The organism is Arthrobacter sp. 10L424, assembly GCF_056395325.1.
In genome coordinates this window covers 75,855-99,223 of sequence record NZ_JBFTJH010000002.1, presented here as the reverse complement: position 1 = coordinate 99,223, position 23,369 = coordinate 75,855, and the positions used below count along the sequence as shown (strand labels likewise).

General features: G+C 68.7%; 23 protein-coding genes. 8 read left to right on the top strand and 15 right to left on the bottom strand.

Features of this window, described 5'->3' with window-relative positions; genetic code table 11:
• Window positions 1–84 precede the first annotated feature (84 nt).
• Window positions 85–1,080: a polysaccharide deacetylase family protein gene (locus AC1DC5_RS03590; protein ID WP_476864219.1), complete on the top strand. Its 996-nt coding sequence runs from the start codon at window positions 85–87 to the stop codon at window positions 1,078–1,080.
• 154 nt (window positions 1,081–1,234) lie between these two features.
• Here AC1DC5_RS03590 and AC1DC5_RS03585 read toward each other — a convergent pair whose 3' ends face one another.
• From AC1DC5_RS03585 to AC1DC5_RS03560, 6 genes are all read right to left on the bottom strand, one after another.
• A complete protein-coding gene (locus AC1DC5_RS03585; protein ID WP_476864218.1) occupies window positions 1,235–2,242 on the bottom strand; it encodes a zinc-dependent alcohol dehydrogenase family protein in 1,008 nt (335 codons plus the stop codon).
• Between the two features lie 62 nt (window positions 2,243–2,304).
• A complete protein-coding gene (locus AC1DC5_RS03580) occupies window positions 2,305–3,249 on the bottom strand; it encodes a universal stress protein (protein WP_476864217.1) in 945 nt (314 codons plus the stop codon).
• A 73-nt stretch (window positions 3,250–3,322) separates the two neighbouring features.
• The gene (locus AC1DC5_RS03575) at window positions 3,323–4,495 is read right to left on the bottom strand and encodes a YihY/virulence factor BrkB family protein (RefSeq protein WP_476864216.1); all 1,173 of its coding nucleotides are present in this window, start codon (window positions 4,493–4,495) and stop codon (window positions 3,323–3,325) included.
• A gap of 84 nt (window positions 4,496–4,579) precedes the next feature.
• Window positions 4,580–5,188 carry a DUF3618 domain-containing protein gene (locus tag AC1DC5_RS03570; RefSeq protein WP_476864215.1) on the bottom strand — a complete coding sequence of 203 codons (609 nt, stop codon included), beginning with the start codon at window positions 5,186–5,188 and terminating at the stop codon, window positions 4,580–4,582.
• A gap of 18 nt (window positions 5,189–5,206) precedes the next feature.
• A complete protein-coding gene (locus AC1DC5_RS03565; RefSeq protein WP_441405096.1) occupies window positions 5,207–5,620 on the bottom strand; it encodes a phage holin family protein in 414 nt (137 codons plus the stop codon).
• Window positions 5,617–6,456, bottom strand: a complete 840-nt coding sequence (locus AC1DC5_RS03560; RefSeq protein WP_476864214.1) for a hypothetical protein — start codon at window positions 6,454–6,456, stop codon at window positions 5,617–5,619. The genes AC1DC5_RS03565 and AC1DC5_RS03560 overlap by 4 nt, the downstream gene beginning before the upstream one ends.
• Window positions 6,457–6,731: 275 nt before the next feature.
• On the opposite strand from AC1DC5_RS03560, the gene AC1DC5_RS03555 reads away from it, so the two are divergent.
• Window positions 6,732–7,667: a spermidine synthase gene (locus tag AC1DC5_RS03555; RefSeq protein ID WP_476864213.1), complete on the top strand. Its 936-nt coding sequence runs from the start codon at window positions 6,732–6,734 to the stop codon at window positions 7,665–7,667.
• 28 nt (window positions 7,668–7,695) lie between these two features.
• Here the strand turns inward: AC1DC5_RS03555 and AC1DC5_RS03550 are convergent, their stop codons facing one another.
• Entirely contained in the window at window positions 7,696–8,613 is a 918-nt protein-coding gene (locus AC1DC5_RS03550; RefSeq protein WP_476864212.1) for a LysR family transcriptional regulator, read from the bottom strand.
• A gap of 140 nt (window positions 8,614–8,753) precedes the next feature.
• Here AC1DC5_RS03550 and AC1DC5_RS03545 point away from each other — a divergent pair, with 140 nt between their 5' ends.
• On the top strand, window positions 8,754–9,503 hold the full coding sequence (locus AC1DC5_RS03545; RefSeq protein WP_441405092.1) for a 3-hydroxybutyrate dehydrogenase: 750 nt from the start codon (window positions 8,754–8,756) through the stop codon (window positions 9,501–9,503).
• A 172-nt stretch (window positions 9,504–9,675) separates the two neighbouring features.
• Here the strand turns inward: AC1DC5_RS03545 and AC1DC5_RS03540 are convergent, their stop codons facing one another.
• From AC1DC5_RS03540 to AC1DC5_RS03520, 5 genes are all read right to left on the bottom strand, one after another.
• Window positions 9,676–9,909: a helix-turn-helix domain-containing protein gene (locus tag AC1DC5_RS03540; RefSeq protein WP_476864211.1), complete on the bottom strand. Its 234-nt coding sequence runs from the start codon at window positions 9,907–9,909 to the stop codon at window positions 9,676–9,678.
• A gap of 17 nt (window positions 9,910–9,926) precedes the next feature.
• Window positions 9,927–10,187 carry a hypothetical protein gene (locus AC1DC5_RS03535; RefSeq protein ID WP_441405090.1) on the bottom strand — a complete coding sequence of 87 codons (261 nt, stop codon included), beginning with the start codon at window positions 10,185–10,187 and terminating at the stop codon, window positions 9,927–9,929.
• Between the two features lie 189 nt (window positions 10,188–10,376).
• Window positions 10,377–11,030 carry a LysE family translocator gene (locus tag AC1DC5_RS03530; protein WP_441405089.1) on the bottom strand — a complete coding sequence of 218 codons (654 nt, stop codon included), beginning with the start codon at window positions 11,028–11,030 and terminating at the stop codon, window positions 10,377–10,379.
• A 61-nt stretch (window positions 11,031–11,091) separates the two neighbouring features.
• On the bottom strand, window positions 11,092–12,597 hold the full coding sequence (locus tag AC1DC5_RS03525; RefSeq protein WP_476864210.1) for an amino acid permease: 1,506 nt from the start codon (window positions 12,595–12,597) through the stop codon (window positions 11,092–11,094).
• Window positions 12,598–12,776: 179 nt separating this feature from the next.
• On the bottom strand, window positions 12,777–13,694 hold the full coding sequence (locus AC1DC5_RS03520) for an SDR family oxidoreductase (protein WP_476864209.1): 918 nt from the start codon (window positions 13,692–13,694) through the stop codon (window positions 12,777–12,779).
• 248 nt (window positions 13,695–13,942) lie between these two features.
• On the opposite strand from AC1DC5_RS03520, the gene AC1DC5_RS03515 reads away from it, so the two are divergent.
• The 4 genes from AC1DC5_RS03515 to AC1DC5_RS03500 all read left to right on the top strand — a co-directional run bounded on the left by AC1DC5_RS03515 (window position 13,943) and on the right by AC1DC5_RS03500 (window position 18,737).
• A complete protein-coding gene (locus AC1DC5_RS03515) occupies window positions 13,943–14,782 on the top strand; it encodes an IclR family transcriptional regulator (protein WP_476864208.1) in 840 nt (279 codons plus the stop codon).
• 218 nt (window positions 14,783–15,000) lie between these two features.
• Window positions 15,001–16,761, top strand: a complete 1,761-nt coding sequence (locus tag AC1DC5_RS03510) for a urocanate hydratase (protein WP_441405085.1) — start codon at window positions 15,001–15,003, stop codon at window positions 16,759–16,761.
• Window positions 16,758–18,350, top strand: a complete 1,593-nt coding sequence (gene hutH / locus AC1DC5_RS03505; protein WP_441405084.1) for a histidine ammonia-lyase — start codon at window positions 16,758–16,760, stop codon at window positions 18,348–18,350. The genes AC1DC5_RS03510 and hutH overlap by 4 nt, the downstream gene beginning before the upstream one ends.
• Window positions 18,351–18,500: 150 nt before the next feature.
• Window positions 18,501–18,737, top strand: coding sequence for a hypothetical protein (locus tag AC1DC5_RS03500; protein ID WP_441405083.1), 237 nt, complete (start codon window positions 18,501–18,503; stop codon window positions 18,735–18,737).
• 269 nt (window positions 18,738–19,006) lie between these two features.
• Here AC1DC5_RS03500 and hutG read toward each other — a convergent pair whose 3' ends face one another.
• Window positions 19,007–19,972, bottom strand: coding sequence for a formimidoylglutamase (gene hutG, locus AC1DC5_RS03495; protein WP_476864207.1), 966 nt, complete (start codon window positions 19,970–19,972; stop codon window positions 19,007–19,009).
• Window positions 19,973–20,145: 173 nt separating this feature from the next.
• Complete coding sequence (locus AC1DC5_RS03490; protein WP_476864469.1) at window positions 20,146–21,588, bottom strand: NCS2 family permease; 1,443 nt, start codon at window positions 21,586–21,588, stop codon at window positions 20,146–20,148.
• 122 nt (window positions 21,589–21,710) lie between these two features.
• Here AC1DC5_RS03490 and AC1DC5_RS03485 point away from each other — a divergent pair, with 122 nt between their 5' ends.
• Entirely contained in the window at window positions 21,711–22,334 is a 624-nt protein-coding gene (locus tag AC1DC5_RS03485) for a copper resistance CopC family protein (RefSeq protein WP_476864206.1), read from the top strand.
• Between the two features lie 109 nt (window positions 22,335–22,443).
• On the opposite strand, the gene AC1DC5_RS03480 is transcribed toward AC1DC5_RS03485, so the two are convergent.
• On the bottom strand, window positions 22,444–23,070 hold the full coding sequence (locus AC1DC5_RS03480) for an FAD-binding protein (protein WP_476864468.1): 627 nt from the start codon (window positions 23,068–23,070) through the stop codon (window positions 22,444–22,446).
• Window positions 23,071–23,369 lie beyond the last annotated feature (299 nt).

Below are 23,369 nucleotides of genomic sequence, written 5' to 3'. Positions count from 1 at the left end.
GATCCCCGCGTTGCTTGGGACTTTCGGCCTGTCCCGGGCACTTCAGCCCTAGCCCGGCTGTGGCCGGTGGCGCCACAGTGAAACATGTGGGCGATCTTCCGGGGCGAGCGGCGCCGCTGGGTCGCGGCCGCGACTGCGGTGCTTCTGCTGGCCGCCGCGGTGGTTCTGGCGGTGATCTTCTCATCGGTTCCGCCCTCAGCGGGCCCGACGTCGTCGCCGTCGGCCACTGACAGCCCGCCGGTGAGTCCGTCGCCGTCGCCGCCGGCCGACGGGACGGCGAGTCCGGCTGCCGGTTCACCGCTGGCGAGCCCATCGGCCCCCACCCCCGGCGAGACTGTCCCGGCCGTGCCCGCGCCGGCCGCTCCCGCGTCCGAACCGCCCGCGTCGCCGGCGTCGCCTGTGCCACCTCCTGCCCCGCCCCCGGCGTCCGCTCCCGCCCCGTTCCCCGCCGCGTTGGCCGGCCACGACGTCGAGGTGATCCCGGGGGCCGGAGCGGTGGTTGCGTTGACGTTCGACGCCGGAGCCAACTCGGCCGGGCTGCCAGACATCCTGCAGACCCTCGCCGCCGCCGGCGTGCGCAGCACCTTCTTCCTCACCGGCAACTGGGCCGCCGCCAACCCGGCCGGAATCGCCGCGATTGTGGCGGGCGGCCACCGGCTGGGCAACCATTCCATGACCCATCCGGGCTTCACCGAGCTCACCGACGCCGCTATCGGGCAGCAACTGTCGGCAGCCGAGCGCGCCATCCAGGCCGGTGGCGGAGACCCCCGGCCGCTGTTCCGCTTCCCCCTCGGCGACCGCGACGCCCGGACCATCGCTACGGTCAACGCCTACGGCTACCTGCCCGTCCGCTGGACCGTGGACACCCTGGGCTGGAAGGGCAGCAACGGCGGGGTTACGGCACAGATCGTGGCCGACCGCGTCCTCGCCCGGCTGCAGCCCGGGGAGATCGTGCTTATGCACATCGGCTCCAACCCCGACGACGGAACCACCCTCGACGCCGACGCCCTGCCCGGGATGATCGGGCGGATCCGGCAGGCCGGCTACTCATTCATCACGCTCGACGCGCTGCTGGGCTGATGGCCGTGGCCGAGACCCTGGCCAGACAGGGCGGGCGGAACCACCAGGTCCGGCATCCACCTGGATGCGATGGCCGGGACGGTCGACGTCGTCCAGCGCAGTTCCGCCGGGCTGCGGGTCACCCGGGACGCCCTTTACTTCGCGCCGGTACCGGCTAAGGGGAGTCCATCCGGATCACGGCCGCACCCGTGATCCGGTCCTCCGACAGGTCCAGCAGGGCCTGGTCCGCGGCCGAGAACGGATATGACACCGTGGTGGGGCGTAGTGGGATCTCTGCGGCGATGCGGAAGAACTCCTCGCCATCGGCCCGGGTGTTGGCCGTGACGCTGCGCAGCTGGCGTTCCTGGAACAGCTCGGCGGCGTAGTGCAGCGGGGGAATGTCACTCAGGTGGATGCCGGCCACGGCGAGAGTGCCTCCCCGGTCCAGGGCGCGCAGGGCCACCGGAACCAGGCTGCCGGCCGGAGCGAAGAGGATCGCGGAATCCAGCGGATCCGGCGGCTGCTCCTCGGCGCCGCCGGCGAAAGTCGCGCCCAGCTCAAGGGCAAGGCTGCGCGCTTTCGCCGACCGCGTCATCACGTACACGCGCGCGCCACGGTAGAGCGCGATCTGCGCCGCCAGATGCGCGGATCCGCCGAAGCCGTAGATTCCCAGCCGGCCTCCGATGGGCAGCTCGGCGCGGCAGAGCGCCCGGAAGCCGATGATCCCTGCGCACAGCAGGGGCGCCGTCTCCTCGTCCGAGAAGCCCGACGGGAGCCGGTAGGCGAAGTTCTCGGCCACGGTGATGAGCTCCGCGTAGCCGCCGTCGCGGTCCCAGCCAGTGAACACGGGGGAGAGGCAAAGGTTTTCTTCTCCGCGCAGGCAGAAGCGGCAGGATCCGCAGGTCCTCCCGAGCCAGGCCACCCCCACCCGGTCGCCGGGGGAGAATCTCGTGGCGCGGGGCCCGCACGCCATTACTTCGCCGACGACCTCGTGGCCCGGAATGACGCCGGAGCGCCGCGGGGCGAGGTCTCCCTCGGCCAGATGCAGGTCCGTGCGGCACACTCCGCAGGCCCGGACCCGCACGAGCACCTCCCCGGGGCCCGCCCGGGGATCGGGGCACTCATCCGCCACGAGCGGGCCGCTGCTCATCGGCCCGGGCTGTCCTACCCGCCAGGCTCGCAAAGGCGTCCTCCTCTGTTAAAACCTTCAGCTCCCCTCCGAAGGCGGTGGTCCGGTGGAGCGGGTCAGCGCGTGATCAGGACGTTGCACCGCGCCTTGTTCAGGACGGCCGTGACCGTGTTGCCGGGGCCGCCCTCGCGATTGTGGGTTCCGATCACCAGGACGTCGGCGTCAGCGGAGGCCGCGAGCAGCTCCTTGGAGGCCGCGTGGCCTTCCCGCAGGACGCCGGAGATGGACAGTTCCGGGGCAAGGCCCCGGGCCTCCTCAAGGGCATGGTCCAGCAGTTCCTGGCCGTGCCTAGCATGCCTGCCGTGACCTTCGCGGGCCCGGCCGCGGGTCTGGTCGATGTGGACGACCTGCAGGGTGGCCCCGAGGATGCCCGCCAGCCGGACGGCGCCGGCCAGCGCCGCTGAGCTTCGGGACGTCCCGTCGACGCCGACGACGACGGCGGCCGCGGCCTCGCCGGGGCCGCGCCTCCGGCGGATGACCATCAAAGGACAGGGGGAGGACCCGGCCAGGTCGAGGCAGACCGACCCCGCAACATGCCCCAGCACTCCGCCGAGTCCGCGGCTGCTGATCACCAGCAGTCGGGCGTCATGGGCCGAATCGCGCAGCACCGTCGCCGGGAGCCCTGTCTCCATGACACCTTCGACGTCGGAACCGGTTTCGGCCTTTTTCCCCGGAGCCGCAGCCGGAGCCGCAGCCGGAGCCGCAGCCGGAGCCGGAGCCGGCGCGGCGGTTCGGGCTGCGGCGAAGGCAGTGCGTGCCACGTCAACGCCCTCCGCAAGGATGGCCTCGGCGGAGTGCCGCAGCCCGCTGCCCTCCACGCCCCGGACCGGGCCGAGTTTCTTGGTGAAAATGGGCCAGACCCAGGCGTGGACGACCCTGATCCTGTAATTTCCGGCGGAGGCATACTCCGCGGACCAGCGGACGGCGTCCTGCGCGGCCTCCGACCCGTCATAGCCCACCGCCACGGTGGTGCGGTGGTGCCCTGCGGCGGGTGCCGTCATGCGTCCTCCAGGTCAGCAGTGTCCGCCTCCGGGCGGCACTTTGCCCCAGTAGAACCCGTGGGACCGGAAAGGGCTAGGGGCTTTGGTCCCGCGGGTTGCGCGGCTCCGTGCCGGGGGTGTGCCCGGTATCCGGACCGGACTCCGCCTCGGCAGCACTGCTCCGTTCGCGCAGTTCGCGGCCGCGTTGGATGTCTTCCTCTTCACGCGCCTGCAGCTTGTCGCTCTGCTTCGTATCGCGGGGCGGCAGCTGGATGGTTTCCTCGGCTTCGATGCCGGCCTGGAGCTGGCGGCCTCGTTCCATCTCGGCGTCGAACTCGGCGCCGAAGAGCAGTGACATGTTGAGGATCCACAGCCACAGCAGTGAGACGATGACGCCGCCGATCGCGCCGTAGGTCTTGTCGTAGCTGTTGAAGTTGGCCACGTAGAACCCGAACGCCAGGGAGGCCAGCAGGAAGATCACCAGTGCGATCGCGGAGCCCAGGCTCATCCAGCGGAACTTGGGCTGTTTCACGTTCGGTGTGGCGTAGTAGAGGATGGCGATCGCGAGGATCACGAGCAGCAGGATGACCGGCCACTTGAGAATGTTCCAGGCCGTCAGGAAGGCCCCGCCCAGGCCGACGGCGTTGCCGACGGACTCGGCCACCGGACCGCTCAGGACGAGCATGGCCGAGAGCACCAGCACGATCAGTACGGTGGCAATGGTGACGGCGAGCATGGTGCCCCGAAGTTTGATGAACGGCCGGCCCTCGTCGACTTCGTAGACCCGGTTCATAGCCCGGCCAAACGCCCCGACATAGCCGGAGGCGGACCAGAGGGCCGTGAGGATTCCGAAGATCAGGGTAAATCCGGCGGCGGACGAGCTGCTGAGCTGCTCGACGGGCCCTTTGAGGGCTTCGACCGTTTCAGCGGGCGCGAACCCGGCAACAATCTCCAGGAGCGCGGAGGTGGTCTTCTCGGCCTGCCCAAAGATGCCCAGCAGGGACACCAGGGCCAGCAGCGCCGGGAAAATGGAGAGGACCGAGTAGTAGGTCAGGGCCGCTGCCAGGTCCGGGCACTGGTCCTTGGTGAATTCGCGCAGCGTCTTCTTGGCAATGTACTTCCACGAGGGTTTGGTGACGTCGGTGGGGCTGTCCGGTTTGCGCGAATCGTCCGGAGCGGGCGCCGTGCGGGCCTTGGCGGTGCTGCTCTCCTGGGTTTCGGCGTCGGTCATGGAGTCATTGTCTGCCTTGGCAGGATTCTGGGCCATGGGGGTCTTCTTTCATCGGGCTAAGCACATCGGCCGGCCGCCCGGGCGCGTGTGCGCTGGGCGGCCGGCCGGGTTCAAACGGGACTAGTGCTGCTGGACGTTGTCCTTGGCCTCCGCAGTCCGGTCCTTGACGTCCGCCACGGCGCCCTGGCCCTCGGCCTTGACGTGCTCGGTGGCATCGGCGGCCGTTGCCTTGACGTTCTCCATGGCTTCCTGCGCCGGTTCCTTGAGCCCCTCCGCGACGTGCTTCGCGGCCTCGGTCAGTTCCGTGGTGAGCGGTTCAGCAGCGGTCTTCAGCGCATCCGCCGCCTCCCGTTCCTTGGTGCTGGCCGGGATCAGGGAGGACACCAGCAGGCCGGCGCCGAACGCGATCAGGCCGGCGGCGAGCGGGTTGCCCTGGGTTTTGGCCTTGACCTGGGCGGGCGCGTCCCCGATCGCTGCGCCGGCGTCGCCCAGATGCGCCCCGGCGGTTCCGGTGGCGGAGTGGACGTTGCCGGCAGTGTGGTCGGCGGCTCCCATAACTTTCTCCTTCGCTCCAAAGACGGCGTCCCGTACGTTTTCTTTGACTCTGTCGGTTTGCCGCTGGACTATGTGGGACGGGGTGACCTTGTCCGCGACGGCATCGACGTTCGTGCCCAGCCGCGCGCGGGTTGCTTCAATATCTGCTCGGATGACATCCGGGTTTTCACTCATCGTGTTTCCTCGCTGAACTTAGGTAGTGGGCTTGAGCGTGGGCGGGATCTCCTGCAGCGTCGCAGCGGTCTGGGGCAGGCCCTTGATCGCGTTGAGTTCCTTGCGGCCCATGGCTGCCAGGACTGCGGCGACAATTCCCCAGATGACGGCGACGACGACGGCGGCCCAGCCCAGCCCCATGACGGTACCGAGCGCCCACCAGAGCGCCAGGGACAGAAACAGGAGGACGAAGTGGCCTGCGACGCCGGCACCGGCCAGCATCCCGCTGCCCTTGCCGGCGCGGGTCGCGGACTGCTTGAGTTCGACCTTGGCCAGCTCGACTTCCTGCCGCATCAGGGTGGACATGTCCCGCGTGACCTCACCCAGGAGATCACCCAGCGATGACGTCTCAGCCTTCACGTGCGCGGCGGTGGGAGGCATTTCGCTGGTCATCGACGACCACCGTCAAAGGGGTCATCGCGGAGCGGGTCCTGCTGCAGGGGGTCCGTCGCCACGGGCTCGGCGGCCCAGCGGTCCTGCCGGGCGCCGTCGCCCAACGGATCGGCGTCGAGCGGACTGGGCGGGTAGGTGTCCGCGAAGCCCGCCGTCGTGGTTTCCGGGGCCGGCATCTGCACAGGCGGCGGCACGGCCGCCCCGGTGTCGGGGACCCGGGTGACTGGGGCGGCGGCTTCCGGCGCTCCGGCGCTCAGGCTGCGGCTGAGCCGTCCGGCCAGCACACCGGCGCCGGCCGCGAGCAGCAGGAAGGTGCCGGGCCGCTGGCGGGCAAAGGACTTCACCTCGGTCAGCAGCGACCCCGGGTCGCGGCCGTCGAGCCAGGACGCCACGGCGGAAGACCGCTCGGCGGCCTGGCGCACAAGGTCGGTGGCCACGCCGGGCTGGTCGGAAGCGGAGGCCATGTTGTGAAGTTCGGTGGAAACGGAGCGCAGCCCTTCGGCGACCTTCTGCTGCTGCGCGCCGGCCTGGTCGGTCAGGTCCGACTTGGCCTGGTGCAGGAGATCCCGGGCGTTGGTCTTCACTTCGGCGGCGACATTGGACGCTTCGGTTTTGGCCGTCTCTGCCACGGTCTGGGCGGAATCAGCGGCCGTGCGCTTCAGCTCCGCGGCCTCGTCCTTGGCCGCGTCGGTTTTGGATGCGCCGGTGTCGGCGGACGTGCCGTAGTTGCTGCCGTTTGGACCCGGCGGGAAGGTGGTTTCCGGCCGGAGCGGAGTCTCCTGGGTGGCCGTGGGTGCGCGGTAGCTACCGTCCTGGGGCCATTGGTTCTCTGTCATCTTCGCTCTCTTTCAAGATCGGCTGCTGATCACGAACCAGCAATAACTGGAGAAATAATAGTAAGCATGATTACTAATGAATAGTAAGTACCCTTGGTTTTATTTCTTCGGCCGCGGGCAGATCGGGGTGGATGGACGACGCCGATCCGCCCTGATCTGCCCGCGCGCCGCGGACGACGCGGGCCTGCGGGCGCCGCGGCCCCCGTATGTCCACGGTGAAGCCCCGCCCGGCCGGTGAACTAGGCTTGAATCATGAGGAAAACGGTGGACGGCTGATGGCGAAGCGGGGCAGGGCGGCCGGCCGGAACAGCACCGAAAAGACGGCCGGAGTGGTGGACGTCCCCAAGGGCAGCCGCCCCGAGGGTCCGGTGGAGGGCGTTTACTACATCGATACCGGCGACTGCGAGCTGATCGCCGACCAGGACAACTCCACCGGGTGGCTGCTGCGGATCAACGGTGTGATGAGTTCGCATATCGACCTGGCGGATCCGTTGTTCCTCGACTTCGAGTACATGCGCTGGATCTCGGCCCTGGTGGAATCGCGCTGGCCGCGGGAGTCACGGCCGAAGCTGCGCGCCCTGCATCTTGGCGGCGGGGCATGCTCACTGGCGCGCTACTTCCACGCCGCTTACCCGGATGCCCGCCAGGTGGTGGTGGAACTCGACGGCAAGCTGGCGGGATACGTCCGCGGCTGGTTCGACCTGCCGAAGGCGCCGCTCATGCGCCTGCGTGTGGGGGAGGCCCGAGAGGTCACCGAAAGCCTTACGCCGCAGACCCGGGACCTGATCGTCCGCGATGTTTTTGCCGGCTCGCTGACACCGAGGCCGCTCACCACCAGGGAGTTCAACGAGCATGCACGGCGCGTCCTCGCTCCCGGCGGGATCTATGTGGTGAACTCCGGCGACGCGCCGGACTTGAGGAACGCCCGCGAGGACGCCGCGACCATCGCGGAGACGTTCAAGCACACGGTGATCATTGCGGACCCTGCCATGCTCAAGGGCCGGCGCTTCGGGAATATGATCATGGCCGGCAGCGATGTCCCGTTCGACGGCGACCCCGGGCTCGCGCGGCGGCTGCTGGGCGGGGCGGTGCCCGCGCACATCTGGGACGACGCCAAGGTCCGGGCCTTTGCCGCCGGCGCGCCGGTTCGCCACGACCCGAAAACCGTGAACCTGAAATCGGTGGACGCGGCGCCGTCGACTGCTCCGTAACGGACCTTTTGGCGCCCCAAGACGGCGTTTAGGGAGCAGCCGCTGCAGTTCCGCCCCGCCCCATGAGCGCCTCACGGTGCGCTTTGGTCTGTTCGCGCAGCGCCTGCACCACCGCCGCGACGGCCGGGCGGCGCATGGAGTCGGGCCGCAGCACCATCCAATACGGCAACAGCTCGGCAAACTCGTCCGGCATCAGGCGTACGAGGTCCGGATGCAGGTCCGCCGCGAAGCAGGGCAGGAACCCGATTCCGGCCCCGGCGCGCGTCGCCTCCACATGGACGAAGACGTTGGTGGAACTCAGTCCGTCCCGCATGGTGGGGACCAGCCGCCGCGGGGCGTCCAGATCGTCCACCTGCAGCATGGAATCGACGAAGTAGACCAGCGAATGGGTGGTCAGTTCCTCGATGGTCTTGGGGGTGCCGTACTCAGCCAGGTAATCGCGTGAGGCGTACATGCCCAGCATGTATTCGCCGAGCCGGGCGGCCGCAGCCCGGTGCACCTGCGGTTCACCCACCACCACCTCGATGTCCAGCCCGGAACGCTGCTGGAGCGCGCGCCGGGTCACAGTGATGATCTCAACGCTGAGCCCGGGGTGGTCGCGGCGCAGCCTGGCCACCGCGGGAGCTGCGATGTAGGCGCTGAAGCCGTCCGTGGCGGTCATCCGGACGACGCCGGTGATCGGGTCCGGGGTCCGGCCGGGCTGTTCGAGGCTCCGGATCGCCGCCTCCACCCGCTCGGCCACCTGGACCGCCTCGGCGCCCAGGTCCGTGAGCTCCCAGCCGCCGGACGCGCGGGACAGCACCCGCCCGCCCAGCGCCTTTTCCAGCGCGGCAATCCGGCGGGACACGGTGGTGTGGTTCAGCCCCAGGGACTGCGCCGCCGTCGTGAACTTCGCGGAGCGGGAGACCGCCAGGAGTACGAGCAGGTCATCGGGGTTTGCATTCATATCTGCAATTCTGCACATAAGGGGTGCTGGTTTGACCATTGAAACACCCACTTTGTGCGGCAATACTCAGTGAAGCTGCTCAGTGCTGTGCATCGCACCTCCTCTGGGCCGTCAAAGACCGCGAACTGAGGAGTGCAGACATGGAGAGCAGCTTGAACGGGCGCAAGGCCCTGGTGACCGGCGGAGCCGGCGGAATCGGTGCTGCCAGCGTCCGCGCCCTCGCGGCACGGGGTGCCAAGGTGGTGATTGCCGACGTCGACGAGGCCGCGGCCGCAACCCTCGCCGACGAGGTCGGCGGCACCGCCTGGGCGGTCAACCTGCTCGACGTCGAGGCCCTGCAGTCCGTCAGCCTGGACTGCGACATCCTCGTCAACAACGCCGGCATCCAGCGAATCAGCCCCATCGAGGACTTTGACCCGGCGGACTTCCGCCGCCTCATCACGCTGATGCTCGAAGCGCCGTTCCTGCTCATCCGCGCCGCTCTGCCGCACATGTACGCGAACAACTTCGGCCGGATCATCAACCTGTCATCCGTCCACGGGCTCCGCGCCTCGCCGTTCAAGAGCGCCTATGTGTCGGCCAAGCACGGGCTGGAAGGCCTGAGCAAGGTCACTGCGCTGGAGGGCGGCGCCCACGGCGTGACCTCCAACTGCATCAACCCCGGCTACGTCCGGACCCCGCTGGTCGAGTCCCAGATCGCGGACCAGGCCAAGGTGCACGGGATCCCGGAAGCCGAGGTCCTCGCCAAGATCATGCTGACCGAGGCCGCCGTGAAGCGCCTCGTCGAACCGGAGGAGGTCGCCTCCCTTGTGGCCTGGCTGGCCTCCGACGACGCCGGGATGGTCACCGGCGCCAGTTACACGATGGACGGCGGCTGGTCCGCGCGCTGACGGGCCGTCACATCCCCGCACACAGCAACGCGGGGTCACATCGCGCCCGTGTCGCCGCCGGGGATGGGCGCGATGTGACCCCGCGTGCTTGTGGCGGCTGGCGCTGACTGGCGGCGATCAGGGGCCGGTCGGCGGCACGTCAGCGGCAGGCCATTCGCGGATCGGCGGCCGGTCAGTCCGCTGTGTCGTCGTCCTTGTCCTTGTCCTTGTCCTGCGTGGCCGGTTCGGTGGAGCGGCGGATATAGTCGTTGACGGCCTCCTCGGGCACCCGGAACGAGCGTCCCACCCGCACGGCGGCGATGGCGTGTGATTTCACCAGCCGGTAGACAGTCATTTTGGATACCCGCATGGCCGCAGCGACTTCCGCGATGGTCAGGAAGTGTGAGGAGAAGTTCGCTGAGCTCATGTCTTCTGGCCCGTCCACTAGTCGGGGTACCGGAGTTGCCGGTAGTCGTAGAAGACGATGTCCTGGGGTGCGATGTCGGCCGTCCGGAGGCCCACGTAGGGGGCCTCGATCACCGCCACTGTGCCCAGGCGGCGGCCGTTGAACGGGTCATCGCCCACCAAGACCTGCCCCACCTGGAACGGAATCCGCGATGCCTTGGCGCGGGTCACCTTTTCCGACAGCAGAGTGGCCACGCGGCGTCGTTGGCGCTGGGCCTGCGAAGATGCTGGAAACCCCATCGAAACCACTCCTTAGGGACGAGCGCCATTCGGAATATCGGCGGGTCCGGACCAGTTGAGGCAGGCTCCCCAGCGTGTGTCCCGGCCGGTCCGGTACCGCCGTGAAGCAACTGTAGCCCCGGGCACCTCTCGTCACACGAGTAACTTCTACCCCGGTCAGGCCGGGCACCACTTGGGCCACAGCACGGACTACTTGCCGGGCTGGGGCTCCGCCCCGTTGCCGACGAGGACAAGCGTTCCGCCCAGCCCGATCATCATCGCCCCGCCGGTGGTGCCCAGAGCGGCGATCCGCCGCGGCGAGCTGGCAAACCAGCGCCGCGCCGTGCCCGCGATCAGCGCCCAGCCGCTGTCCGAGACCAGCGCAATCGCGAGGAACAGCGCCCCCAGGGTCGCGAGCTGCAACGGAATGGCGCCCGCCGAATAGTCCACAAACTGGGGCAGCACGGCCACGAAGAAAACAATCGACTTGGGGTTGGTGGCGCCCACGATGAATCCCTCCCGGAGGATCCGGAAGGTCGACGCCGGACGCGACGGGTCCGCCGCCGTCGGGCTTCCGCCGCGGTGGCGGATGGCCTGGATCCCGAGGTAGATGAGGTAGGCCGCGCCGGCGAACTTGACCGCGCTGAAGAGCAGGACGGACTGGGCCAGCACCACTCCCACGCCCAGGGCCACCGCGGCGATCTGCAGCAGCTCCCCGGCGGCGTTGCCCAGCACGCTCAGGAGCCCGCCCCGGCGGCCCAGCGCCAGCGTGCGACCGATGACGAACAACACGCTGGGCCCCGGCACGGCGATAAGGAGGAGGGCCGCGAGGGCAAACGTCAGCAGGTTGGTGGCGGGGACCATGACTGATTTTAGCCCCGCGGGGCGGCCGGCGCAGGGCGCCCCGGCCGCCCCGCCGTCGTCCCTAGCTTTGCGCCGGAACCTGCGGGAGCTGCGCGGTTTCGTCCGCGAGCTCGGCCCGGACCCGGCCGTGTCCGCGGACCCAGAGCCGGTATCCGATCACGAGCAGTCCGAGCCAGGCGGCACCCACATACAGTGCCACGCGGGTGTCCTCGAACGCGCCGAGGATTCCGATGACCAGGGCCATAAAAACGATCGTCGCCACCGAGGCGGCCGGCCACCACGGCGACGGGAATTCCGACGCCGGCAGCCCCTTGCGGGCGATCTCGCGCTTCATAGCCACGTGGGAGGCGAGGATCATCACCCAGACCCAGACGGTGGCGAAGGTCGCGATCGAGGCGATCAGCAGGAAGACGTCCTCCGGGATGACGGCGTTCAGGACCACGCCCACCAGCAGGGTGCCCGCCATCATCACCACGGTCATCCAGGGCACGCCGTGGCGGGAGACCTTGCCGAAGCTCGCGGGGGCATGACCCTGCCGGGACAGGCCGAAGAGGATCCGGCCGGCGCCGAAGATGTCGCTGTTGATCGCGGACAGCGCCGCGGTGATGACCACGGCGTTGAGGATGTGGGGCGCCGCCGGGATGCCCAGCCCGCTGAAGATCTGGACGAACGGGCTGCCGTTGGTGCCAATTTCGTCCCAGGGGAACAGGCTCATCAGGACACCGAGCGTCAGCACGTAGAAGAGCAGGACGCGCACCGGGACCGTATTGACGGCCTTCGGGATGACCTTCTTCGGATCCGCGGCCTCGCCGGCGGTGATGCCCAGGGTTTCGATGCCGCCGAACGCGAACATCACGACGGCGAACGAGGCCAGGAGGCCTTCGAAGCCGTTGGGGAACAGCCCGCCGTGCTCCACGAGGTTGCCGAGGCCGGGCGCAACCGTCGCCCCGCCGGCCTGGAAGCCGAACACGATGATGGCGGCGCCGCCCGCGATCATGGCGATGATGGCCACCACCTTGATGAGTGAGAACCAGAACTCGAGTTCGCCGAAGACCTTGACGCTGAGCAGGTTCAGCGCCGCGAGGAAGAAGATGATCGCCAGGACCCAGATCCAGCGCTCGACCTCGGGGAACCAGAAGCCCATGTAGATACTGAACGCGGTGACGTCTGCGATGGCCACGATCGCCATCTCGAACACGTAGGTCCAGCCCGTCACGAAGCCTGCCAACGGGCCGAGGTAGCGGCTGGCGTACTGGCCGAAGGAACCGGACACCGGGTGGCGCACGGCCATTTCACCCAGGGCGCGCATCACCATAAACACGGCGGCGCCGCCGATCATGTACGCCAGCAGCACGGCAGGGCCGGCCTTCTGGATGGCCGACGCGGAACCGTAGAAGAGCCCGGTGCCGATCGCCGAACCCAGTGCCATGAAGCGGATGTGGCGGACGTTGAGTCCCCGGTTCAAGACGGTTTCGACGGCGGCGCCGACTGTGCGTCCGGCGGTGCCCGGCGTACCGGCCGGTCCCGGGGGAGGCGTTGGCTTGGTGTCCGTGGTGGCTTGTTGCATGCGAATACCTTCTCGTCATTGGGAGGGGGATCGCTAACCAGCAGACCATGTTGAGGGCGGCTGTGATGAGCCTCACGGGCAGCCGGTGTCTTCGATTTCAGACATCCCCGGCGCCGTGGTCATCCAGTAAATGCACCTGGGACGGGCCGCAAGGTTGTTGTTACCGTGCGAGCGGCGGGTCAGCGGTACCCGGCGGCAGCCGCCGGCAGGCCGGCGTCCTGCACTTCGACCAGATACCGCCAGCAGTCGGGCTGGGAGCCGTCGACGTCAGTGAAGCCATACTCGCGGGCCAGGCCGCCGGAGGAAAAGGAACCGCCGCTGCGGCCCAGCGCGCCGGGGTCAGCTGCGAGGGCCGCCACCGCACGGCCGACGAAGCGCGGGCTTTCCGAAATCGCGGCGAAGTGCGGCTGGACAGCGGCGGCATCACGCCAGTTCTCCTCCGTGACGCCAAACGCTTCGAGCATCATTTCGGACCGCATCCAGCCCGGCGTGAGGGCCACCGCCGTGCATCCGTACTGCTTCAGCTCCTCCGCCTGGCTGTAGGCCAGCCGGAGTACTGCGGCCTTGACGAGGTCGTAGAACACCGAGACCCGGTAATGCCCGGCGTTGTATTCGCGAGTCCCGTCGGTCATCTCCACAACGAGGCCGCCTGGCCGGCGGATCAACAGCGGCAGAGCGTAATGGCTCGTGATCAGATGCGTGTCGACGCCCGTGTGCAGCATCCGCAGCCCGGCGTCCAGATCGTGGGCCCAGACCGGCGTGTTCCATTCGATCCGCCGCTCACCGCCCCAGATGTCGTTCACCAGGATGTCCAGCCGGCCCTGCTCGGCGTCGATCCGCCGCACCAGCGCTTCCACCTCAGCAGGCTGGAGGTGGTCGACGGCGGCGGCGATCCCCGCGCCTCCGGCCGCGCTTACCAGGGCCGCCGTTTCCTCGACGGTCTCGGGCCGGTCGTAGTCCGAGCGGCGGCCCAGTGCCGACCGGCCGGTGCAGTACACCGTCGCACCGGCCTCACCGAGAGCGACGGCGGTACCGCGGCCCGCGCCGCGCGTGGCGCCGGCCACCAGGGCCACGTGGCCCGAGAGGTCCGGCTTCATGTCTCTCCGTCCCGTCGCCCGTCAGCCGCGACTTGTTCACGGCGGAACTCCCGTGTCCCTGCGCGCGCCCAGCCTGGCGTCCAGCGAAACACCCCTGGAGCCGGACGGATAGGGGCGGAAGGCCCGCCGGCACGCCGGCAAAGTCTGGAATTCCAGACATGCTGGCGTAGCGGTTCCTGTTATGGACCCTTGGAAGGGCGCATGCTTAAGTACGGGATACCGGACACCGAGCTATTTGAAGAGGATTCATGCCAGGCACCACCATCACCCCGCCAGCCACCGCTGCGGCACCAAAAGCCGCCCCGGCAAAGATGGCCTCCAAGGTGCCGGCGGCGGAAAATACCCTGCGCATCCTCAAACTGCTGGCCTCCAAACGCGGGCCGATGGCGGCGTCGAACATTGCCACCGCGCTGGGGCTGCCGCGCTCCAGCGTCTACCACCTCCTCGGCGTGATGGAGGCAAATGGATTCGTGCTGCATCTGCACGAGGAGCAGCGCTACGGGCTCGGGATCAGTGCCTTCGAGCTCAGTTCGGCCTACTCGCGGCAGGAGCCCCTCTCCCGCCTGGGCCGGCCATTGCTCGCCTCGCTCGTTGACGTGATTGGCGAAAGCGCCCACCTTGCGGTGCTGCACGGCCGCGATGTGCTCTACATCGTGGAGGAGCGGGCGAAGAACCGGCCCTCCCTAGTGACCGACGTCGGCGTCCGGCTGCCGAGCCACCTCACGGCCAGCGGGCGGGCGATCCTCGCAGCACTGCCGAAGTCGCAGGTCCGGGCGCTGTACCCCAACGCGGCCGCCTTCTCTGCCCGTCACGAGACGGAGTCGCCCATTATGAAGTACTCGGCGCTGTCCTCGCACCTGGACCAGGTTCGGCTGCGCGGTTATGCGACCGAACACGGGGAGGTGACGCCGGGCTTCGGCTCGATCGCCGCCGCCGTCACGGACCACGTCGGCTGGCCGACGGCCGCCGTCGCTGTGACCTTCCTCGAAGACAAGCTGCCGCCCGAGGAGTGGCCGGCCCTGGCCGCCCGGGTGCGGAAAGTCGCGGATGATCTCTCCATCAGGATCCACGGCCGCCCCTCCGCCTGACCCCAGCCCGCACCCCGTTGCGCTGTCACTTGCGGTGCTTATTCCGGCGGTTTAGGCACCAAAAGTGATAGCGCAACGCCGGGGCGGGAAGCCAGTGCGAGCGTCTGGAATCCCGGACAGGACCAGCCCGCGGGCACTGTTTCCGCGGCTGCGGACAGGCTTTAGTTGATACAGAACCTCATTTCCCCGAACCACCCGAGATAACAAAGGAGCCCCTCATGGCACCCGCCGATTTCACCACCGGTGCCCGCCCGGTCAAAGCAGCCCGCGGCACCGAGCTCACCGCCAAGAGCTGGCAGACGGAAGCCCCGCTGCGCATGCTCATGAACAACCTGGACCCCGAGGTCGCCGAGCGCCCCGATGACCTGGTGGTCTACGGCGGCACCGGCCGCGCCGTCCGGTCCTGGGCCGCGTTCGACGCGATCACCCGCACCCTGGAAACCATGGAGAAGGACGAGACCCTCCTGGTCCAGTCCGGCAAACCGGTCGGCGTCTTCCGCACCAACGAATGGGCGCCGCGCGTGCTACTGGCCAACTCCAACCTCGTCGGCGACTGGGCCACCTGGCCCGAATTCCGCCGGCTCGAGGCCGAGGGCCTGATGATGTACGGCCAGATGACCGCCGGATCCTGGATCTACATCGGCACCCAGGGCATCCTGCAGGGCACCTTCGAGACCTTCGCCGCGATCGCCCGCAAACTCACCGGGGACGAGAACGGCACGCTCGCCGGCACCCTGACCCTCACCGGCGGCTGCGGCGGCATGGGCGGCGCCCAGCCCCTCGCTGTCACCCTGAACGACGGCGCCTGCCTGATTGTCGACGTCGACGAGACTCGCCTCCGCCGCCGCGCCGGCAAGCGCTACCTCGACGAGGTGGAGACCGACCTCGACACCGCGATCGCCAAGGTCTTGACGGCCAAGGAAGAGCGTCGGGGCTGGTCCGTGGGCTACGTGGGCAACGCCGCCGAGGTCTTCCCCGAGATCCTGCGCCGCCACAACGCCGGCGAGCTCACCGTGGACATCGTCACGGACCAGACCTCCGCGCACGACCCCCTGAGCTACCTCCCCGAGGGCATCACGGTCGAGGAATGGCACCACGAGGCCGCCGCCGATCCCGAAGGCTTCACCAAGAAGGCCCAGGCCTCCATGGCCAAGCACGTGCAGGCCATGGTCGAGTTCCAGGATGCCGGCGCCGAGGTCTTCGACTACGGCAACTCCATCCGCGACGAGGCCCGCATTGGCGGCTACAACCGGGCGTTTGAGTTCCCCGGCTTCGTCCCGGCCTACATCCGCCCGCTGTTCTGCGAGGGCCTCGGGCCGTTCCGCTGGGTGGCCCTCTCCGGTGACCCCGAGGACATCGCGGTTACGGACAAGGCCATCAAGGAGCTCTTCCCCGAGAACAAGCACCTGCACCGCTGGATCGACGCCGCGCAGGAACGGGTCGAGTTTGAAGGCCTGCCGGCCCGCATTTGCTGGCTTGGATACGGCGAACGCGCCAAGGCCGGGCTGCTGTTCAACCAGCTGGTCAAGGAGGGCAAGGTCAAGGCGCCAATCGTCATCGGCCGCGACCACCTGGACTCCGGCTCCGTCGCCTCCCCGTACCGCGAAACTGAGGCCATGGCCGACGGCTCCGACGCCGTCGCCGACTGGCCGCTGCTCAACGCCCTGCTCAACACCGCCTCCGGCGCCACCTGGGTCTCCATCCACCACGGCGGCGGCGTCGGCATCGGCCGCTCCATCCACGCCGGCCAGGTCTCCGTCGCCGACGGCACCGACCTCGCAGCGCAGAAGCTCGAACGCCTGCTCACCAACGATCCCGGCATGGGTGTCATCCGCCACGTCGACGCCGGCTACGACCGCGCCGTCGAGGTCGCCAACGAACGCGGCGTCCGCATCCCCATGGACTCCCTCGGCTCGCAAGCTCGCCCAGGGAACCCTGTCCATGGGGCCCCAGTCATGAACGAAGGAACCACAAAGTGACAATCACCACCCACTCACCTCTCACCGTCACCCTCGGCTCCAGCGGCGTCACCCCAGAGGACGTCGTCGCCGTCGCCCGCCACGACGCGCAGGTGACCATCGCCCAGGACGCGCTCGACGCCGTCGCCAAGGTCCGCGCCCACATCGACGACCTTGCCCACAGTGAGACCCCCGCCTACGGCATCTCCACGGGCTTCGGGGCGCTGGCCAACCGGCACATCCCCAACGAGCTGCGCACCCAGCTGCAGAAATCCCTGATCCGCAGCCACGCCGCCGGGATGGGCCCGGCCGTCGAACGCGAAGTGGTCCGCGGCATCATGTTCCTGCGCGCCAAGACCCTCGCCTCCGGCCGCACCGGCGTCCGCCCCGTTGTCCTGCAGACCATGGTGGACGTGCTCAACGCCGGCATCACTCCGGTGGTCCGCGAATTCGGCTCGCTCGGCTGTTCCGGCGACCTCGCGCCGCTCTCGCACTGTGCCCTGGTCCTCATGGGCGAAGGCGAAGCCACGGGCCCCGACGGTGAGCAGTATGGCGCCAAGGGCGGCCGCACCGTCGCCGAGCTCCTGGCCGCGCATGGGATCGAACCCGTCACCCTGGCCGAAAAGGAGGGCCTGGCGCTCGTCAACGGCACCGAGGGAATGCTCGGCATGCTCCTGATGGCCATCGCGGACATCCGCCAGCTGCTCACGACGGCGGACATCACCGCCGCGCTCAGCGTCGAGGCGCTGCTCGGCACCGACCAGGTGTTCCTGCCCGAGCTGCACGCAGCGCTCCGGCCGCACCCGGGCCAGGCCGCCTCCGCGGACAACATGCTGCGGGTCCTGTCCGACTCCCCGATCGTGGCCTCGCACCGGATCAACGACACCAAGGTCCAGGACGCCTACTCGCTGCGCTGCGCACCCCAGGTGGCCGGCGCCGTCCGCGACACCGTCGACCACGCAGCCCTGGTGGCCTCCCGCGAACTGGCCGCCGCGATCGACAACCCGGTGGTCCTGCCCGACGGCCGGGTCAGCTCCAACGGCAACTTCCACGGCGCCCCGGTGGCCTACGTGCTGGATTTCCTGGCCATCGCCGTCGCGGACCTGAGCTCCATCTCCGAGCGCCGGAGCGACCGGATGCTGGACCCGGCCCGCTCGCACGGGCTGCCGGCCTTCCTTGCCTCGGACCCCGGCGTCGACTCGGGCCTCATGATCGCCCAGTACACGCAGGCCGGGCTGGTCTCGGACAACAAGCGGCTGGCCGTCCCGGCGTCGGTGGACTCGATCCCGAGCTCCGCGATGCAGGAGGACCACGTCTCCATGGGCTGGCACGCAGCCCGCAAGCTCCGCCGCGCGGTGGAGAACCTGCGCCGCGTCCTGGCGATCGAACTGGTGACCTCGGCCCGGGCGCTCGACATCCGCACCCAGCTCTCCGGCGGCGAACTCACCCCGGGTCCTGCGGGCACCGCCGTGATCGCCGCCCTGCGCGACGTCGTCGACGGTCCCGGCACGGACAGGTTCCTGTCCCCGGAGCTGGAAGCCGCGGACGCCCTGGTGGCGTCGGGCAAGGTCCGGGCGGCGGCCGAATCCGCCGTCGGAAATCTCGCCTAAAGAAGAACAAAATGCAGTTTGCGTGAACAATTTCCGGTGCCCCCGAAATAGTCGGCAACACGGCCAGCGGGGGCCCGGGAACTGTAGTACAAATGGAAAGTCACACCAACGACGTTGTGACGAAGAACATATACAAAGGGGTAGAAGTTCATGAAAGCACGCGGGACGGTAGTGTCCAGGCGCCAGGCCTCGGCTGCGGCGGTTTCCGACTGGCGGGGCCTCAAGGCCGGCGACCGGGTCGAGATCCTCAAGCACGCACAGGTTTTGGCGGCCGGTGAGGTCGAAGAAGTCTCACTGAGCGGCAACGTGCTGTGGCTTGTCCCGGCAGTACCGTCTGAAACCGAACTCTTCTTAAAATCCGATGGCGTGGAGGTGCGGCGCAGCTAACCGCAGCCCGTCCGGAAAGTCCCCGCCCTTTGGGCCCCGCCTCCAGCGGGACCCGAAAGGGCGGGGATTTTCTGTTTTCCGGGTCCCTGCCAACGCATTGCTGCCGGGGCGGCTGCGGTCCGGGGGCACTTTGCCACCGACACGCCGCGAACGCCTGGCCCGAGGGCCGAAGTCGTGTCCAAAGCCGCCCCGGACGGCGAGCCAATGTCCGGAGCTTCCTTCGATGCGGGGTTGAGGAGCAGCGTCTGCGGCGCGGGGCCGCGTGCCGCCTACCCCAGCAGGGTATTGATCAGCCGCGCGGCCACCTTGGCGGTCCGGCTGTCGACGTCGAATTCCGGGTTCAGCTCGGCCACGTCAAGGTGCAGGAGCTTCCCGCTCCTCGCCACCTGGCGGCACACGGCGCTGATCACCGGCAGCGGCACACCGTAAGCGGCCGGAGCGCTCACCCCCGGGGCGACCGCTGCCGGCAGCACATCCAGGTCGATGGTCAGGTACACGGCGTCCACCTGCGCCAGAAAGGCTGCGACAAAAACGTGCGCGGCCTCCGCGGAGCAGTCCTCATCCAGCAGGTAGTCGACACCGAGTTCCTCCGCGGTCCAGAAGAGTGCCCGGGTGTTGTTCGGCTCGGAGATGCCGACGACGGCGTACTTCAGTTCGCGGCCGGCGGCGGCTTCCGCGCGGGCCATCTGCAGGAACGGGGTGCCGGAACTGGGCACGGCCTCGTCGCGGAGGTCGAAGTGGGCGTCCAGATTCAGCACGCCCACGCGCAGCCCCTCGCGGACCGCCGACGAACCGGCCACGCCCAGGTAGCTCGCGAACGCGGTCTCATGCCCGCCGCCCAGCACCACGGGAAGCTGCCCGGCGTCGAGCAGGCCGGTGATGGCGAGCCCGGCGCGCGCCTGCCCCGCCTCAAGGGCATCGCCGGCCACGGTGACGTCGCCGGCGTCGTGCACGTCCCGGCCCAGGTGGAACGCGAGCGGACCAAGCGCGGCGCGGAGCGCGGCGGGGGCGGCGGCCGCGCCGGGGCGGCCCTTGTTGCGGCGGACCCCGGCGTCGCTGCCGAAGCCGAGAATCACGGCGGGCCGGTGGGAGGAGCCGGATGGCCCGGACGGGACCCGGCGCGGGGGGTACGGGGTGACGGCCTGCCACCAGCGGCGGTGCTCGGGTCCGTCGCCGTCGAACCGCCCGGTCCAGGGCTGCGGCGGAACATCAACGGAGGGCGCAGGAGAAACCATCCCCCTAGCTCACCCCAGCACGGGCCGGAAAACCAGCAGCGCCGCCGTCGTGCTGTCCGAAATCCCGGAACCTGCCCGTTAAACGCCGCCGAGTTCGCACTTCGCGGCAATGTTTTCGGAGTTTACCGGAAACACTGCCGCGAAGTGCGAACTCGGCGGGGGAAGGGGAGTGCCTAGTGCATCCCGAGCGCGGCCTCGATCGGGCCGATCGCGAAGAACAGCAGGAAGGCGCCTGCCACAGCCCACATCAGCGGGTGCACCTCGCGGGCACGGCCCTGGAACGTGCGGATCAGGACGAACATGATGAAGCCTGCACCGAGGCCGTTGGCGATCGAGTACGTGAACGGCATCAGCGTGAAGGTCAGGAAGGCCGGGATCGCGATGCCCAGGTCCTGCCAGTCGATCTTGCCGACCTGGGAGACCATCATGAAGCCGACGACGACGAGCGCCGGAGCCACTGCCTCGAACGGGACGAGGTTGATCAGCGGGGTGAAGAACATGGCCACGAGGAACAGCAGGCCGGTGACGATGGAGGCCAGGCCGGTCCGGGCGCCTTCACCAATGCCGGCGCCGGATTCGACGTAGATCTGGTTTGAGGAGACCGAGGCGCCGCCGCCGACGATCGCGCCGATCGCGTCCACCTGCAGCACGCGGTCAACGTTGGGGATGTTGCCGTCCTTGTCGATGCTGCCGGCCTCGGTGGCCAGGCCCACCATGGTGCCCATGGCGTCGAAGAAGATGCTCAGCAGGATCACGAACGCCAGCAGGGTCGCGGCGACAAAACCGAGGTGCTCAAAGGCGCCGAACGGGTTGGCCTTGCCGATCAGCGACAGGTCCGGGGCAGCCCATTCGGAGAACGTCGGGGCCACGAGGGACCAGCCCTGCGGGTTGTGGGTCTTGCCGTCGAAGCTGGGGCCGATGTGCAGCGTGAATTCCAGGATCACCGACAGGATGGTCGAGGCGACGATGCCGATCAGGATGGCGCCCTTGACCTTGCGGACCACGAGGGCGATGGTCAGGACCAGGCCGAAGACGAAGACCAGCGTGGGCCAGCCGAGCAGCTTGCCGTCGAAGCCCAGGCCGACCGGAACGGTGGTCCCGGCGACATCGGGGATGCGGCGGACAAAGCCGGCATTGACGAGGCCGATCAGGGCGATGAACAGGCCGATGCCCACCACGATTGCGGTTTTCAGACCCTCCGGGACGGCCTTGAAGACAGCGGTCCGGAAGCCGGTGAGGACCAGGATCAGCATGGTGATGCCGGAGAGCATCACCAGGCCCATCATGTCCGGCCAGGTCAGGCCGGGGTTCGTGGCCACCGTAACGGCGACGAAGGCGTTGACGCCGAGGCCCGTTGCCAGCGCGAACGGGTGCTTGGCCCACGCGCCCATCAGGATCGTCAGGATGCCGGCCACGAACGCGGTGACGGCGGCGACGGCCGGGAAACCGAGGGTGGCGCCCGTGGAATCGGGAACCGAGAGGATCAGCGGGTTCAGCACCACGATGTAGCTCATGGCGAAGAACGTGGCGAAGCCTCCCCGGATTTCCCGCGAGAAGTTCGACCCCCGCTCGGAAATCTTGAAATACCGATCGAGTGCAGAGCCTTGCTTGAGCATTAGGTCAGGCATTAGTCCTCCGGGAGACGTGGGTGGTTACTTTAATCCTATTGGGCGCACGCCGGGCGTCCGGCCGAATTCGCCTAGTCTGTAAGGAAGACAACACTAGGAGTAGCCCGACCATGCGCCTCATCCGACAGCTTCAGAGTGCCCTCCTGGGTACCGCGATCCTCACCGCCGCCCTGCTGGGGGCTGTTGCTCCGGCCTCGGCGCACGACGCAGCCGAGTCCACCAGCCCGGCCTCCGGCGCCACCGTGGCGGCGCCGCCGGAGAAGGTGTCGGTCACGTTCAACAAGAACCCGCTGGCGCTCGGTTCGCAGATGCTGGTGAACGATGCCGCCGGCGCCAACTGGGCCGACGGCGCGGTGGAGATCGTGGACAACGTCGTCTCCCAGAAACTCAAGCCGGGGGCCCCGGCCGGCGCCTACACGGTGGTGTGGCGGGTGGTCAGTTCGGACTCGCACCCGATCGAAGGAAACTTCACCTTCACGGCCACCGCCGGAGCAGCAGGCTCGACGGCGGCTGCCGCCGTTCCCACGATGGGAACCGCGCAGCCGGGTACGCCGGAGCCGTCCCGGCCCGCCAACTCCGCGGAGCCGTTCCCGTGGAGCATCGTGATCTTCGTTGGCACGGCCATCGGCATCGTGGTTGTCCTGGGCCTGATGGCGAAGCGTCGGCTCGCGGGCCGCGACGACCAGGCCGACGACGGCGGCCACGACGCCGAGCACCCGGGCGCCGGCAACTGAATTGAACCGACGCGGGGTCACTCCGCGTCCATTCGGCCCGCTCTGATGGGCCGTGTCTGACCCCGCGTTGCCGCGGGAAACCCGCCCGGCCCCAGGACGGAGCGTACTGTTAGGCCGGTGCGGCGAGGGCATAACCCCCGGGCAGCACGGCGGGGAAACCATCGGGGTAGACCTTGGCGGAGATTGCCTGGCCGACGACCTTGGCCTGGCGCAGCACTTCCTTCGGCGTCGGCGTGATCAGCTCGCCCACCCCCACGAGGTACATCCCGAGCGCGTGCATGGCCGCCATCAGGTTCTGGCCCGCCGCCATGCCGAGCTCGGAGAGCATCCGGCGCAGCTGGCTGTGGGCGCAGCGGGTCAGGACGAGGTGGTCCGCCAGGAGGACGCCGCCGGGCGTGCGGACGGCCCACTGCTGGGTGGGCCCGGTGATGCCGGCGTCGAGGTGGTCCAGCTGGAGCGCCCGGATATTGTTCCGCACATCCAGTTTGTGACTGGTGGCGTAGTTCCGCAGGTGCCGGAGGATCTCGTTGCGTTCCCGCAGGCTGGCGGCGTCGGCAGCATCGCAGCGTTGCAGTGAGGAGGTGTTGGCCGGATTCCCGGCGCCCAGCAGGTCGAGCCCGTCCACGATGATGGAGTCGACACCTCGCCGCTGCAGCTCGCTGGCAACCGCCAGCCCGGACAGACCCGTGCCGATTACGAGGGCGGCGGTCCGCTCGATCCCCCCGGACATAGGCATGCTCGACACTGCAGGGTCCTTCCTCGGATGGTGCCAGTTGCGGGGCCGATGCCCCGGAAGCTTTCCGTTGCGCGTTCCGAACGCCTGTCCTGACCGCGGCACCAGCAGGAGCCGCGTTCTGAAAGACGAGTCTCGGTTCAGCAACGCCTCGAAGAATACCTAACATTTCCTGCCTTGGATAGAGCAGGTGAAACATTGGGAGATCCCGGGATTTCCCGGGCTTTTGGGCGGAACGCCAGTCCCGATCCGCCGTCATCCCGGGCCGCGGGTTGTTGTGTAAACACTGCGTAAAACATAGG

Coding starts and splice junctions, on each gene's coding strand:
- AC1DC5_RS03485 (WP_476864206.1), top strand. CDS start 21,711: ATGCGCCTCATCCGACAGCTTCAGAGTGCCCTCCTGGGTACCGCGATC.
- AC1DC5_RS03545 (WP_441405092.1), top strand. CDS start 8,754: ATGGAGAGCAGCTTGAACGGGCGCAAGGCCCTGGTGACCGGCGGAGCC.
- AC1DC5_RS03550 (WP_476864212.1), bottom strand. CDS start 8,613: ATGAATGCAAACCCCGATGACCTGCTCGTACTCCTGGCGGTCTCCCGC.
- AC1DC5_RS03515 (WP_476864208.1), top strand. CDS start 13,943: ATGCCAGGCACCACCATCACCCCGCCAGCCACCGCTGCGGCACCAAAA.
- AC1DC5_RS03510 (WP_441405085.1), top strand. CDS start 15,001: ATGGCACCCGCCGATTTCACCACCGGTGCCCGCCCGGTCAAAGCAGCC.
- AC1DC5_RS03590 (WP_476864219.1), top strand. CDS start 85: ATGTGGGCGATCTTCCGGGGCGAGCGGCGCCGCTGGGTCGCGGCCGCG.
- AC1DC5_RS03500 (WP_441405083.1), top strand. CDS start 18,501: ATGAAAGCACGCGGGACGGTAGTGTCCAGGCGCCAGGCCTCGGCTGCG.
- AC1DC5_RS03555 (WP_476864213.1), top strand. CDS start 6,732: ATGGCGAAGCGGGGCAGGGCGGCCGGCCGGAACAGCACCGAAAAGACG.
- AC1DC5_RS03580 (WP_476864217.1), bottom strand. CDS start 3,249: ATGACGGCACCCGCCGCAGGGCACCACCGCACCACCGTGGCGGTGGGC.
- AC1DC5_RS03570 (WP_476864215.1), bottom strand. CDS start 5,188: ATGAGTGAAAACCCGGATGTCATCCGAGCAGATATTGAAGCAACCCGC.
- AC1DC5_RS03490 (WP_476864469.1), bottom strand. CDS start 21,588: ATGCTCAAGCAAGGCTCTGCACTCGATCGGTATTTCAAGATTTCCGAG.
- AC1DC5_RS03520 (WP_476864209.1), bottom strand. CDS start 13,694: ATGAAGCCGGACCTCTCGGGCCACGTGGCCCTGGTGGCCGGCGCCACG.
- AC1DC5_RS03540 (WP_476864211.1), bottom strand. CDS start 9,909: ATGAGCTCAGCGAACTTCTCCTCACACTTCCTGACCATCGCGGAAGTC.
- AC1DC5_RS03560 (WP_476864214.1), bottom strand. CDS start 6,456: ATGACAGAGAACCAATGGCCCCAGGACGGTAGCTACCGCGCACCCACG.
- AC1DC5_RS03565 (WP_441405096.1), bottom strand. CDS start 5,620: ATGACCAGCGAAATGCCTCCCACCGCCGCGCACGTGAAGGCTGAGACG.
- AC1DC5_RS03575 (WP_476864216.1), bottom strand. CDS start 4,495: ATGGCCCAGAATCCTGCCAAGGCAGACAATGACTCCATGACCGACGCC.
- AC1DC5_RS03480 (WP_476864468.1), bottom strand. CDS start 23,070: ATGCCTATGTCCGGGGGGATCGAGCGGACCGCCGCCCTCGTAATCGGC.
- hutG (WP_476864207.1), bottom strand. CDS start 19,972: ATGGTTTCTCCTGCGCCCTCCGTTGATGTTCCGCCGCAGCCCTGGACC.
- AC1DC5_RS03535 (WP_441405090.1), bottom strand. CDS start 10,187: ATGGGGTTTCCAGCATCTTCGCAGGCCCAGCGCCAACGACGCCGCGTG.
- AC1DC5_RS03525 (WP_476864210.1), bottom strand. CDS start 12,597: ATGCAACAAGCCACCACGGACACCAAGCCAACGCCTCCCCCGGGACCG.
- AC1DC5_RS03530 (WP_441405089.1), bottom strand. CDS start 11,030: ATGGTCCCCGCCACCAACCTGCTGACGTTTGCCCTCGCGGCCCTCCTC.